The following is a 252-nucleotide window of genomic DNA, read 5'->3' as shown; positions in this document are numbered from 1 at the left end:
TTTGATAACAATACCTGTACTTGGGTAGTTACTGGAACGCAACCTATAGAGCCACCTACGGAATGTTGGGAGACGGCGACCTTTAATAACACAACATGTGTATGGGATGTGACAGGATCACAACCAGCTGAACCGGCAACAGAATGTTGGGAAACTGCAACCTTTAATAACATAACCTGTGTTTGGGATCTGACAGGATTACAACCAGCTGAACCGACAACAGAATGCTGGGAAACGGCAACCTTTGATAAC

General features: G+C 44.8%; 1 protein-coding gene. It reads left to right on the top strand.

What is annotated here, in order from left to right; translation table 11 throughout:
* A partial coding sequence (locus OS191_RS00040; RefSeq protein ID WP_267153665.1) for a hypothetical protein occupies positions 1-252 on the top strand: 252 nt, incomplete at both ends.

The organism is Xanthomarina sp. F2636L, from assembly GCF_026410195.1.
Classification (GTDB): Bacteria; Bacteroidota; Bacteroidia; order Flavobacteriales; family Flavobacteriaceae; genus Xanthomarina.
The sequence above is the reverse complement of the archived record's forward strand: the minus strand, read 5'-3'. Positions and strand labels throughout refer to the sequence as shown.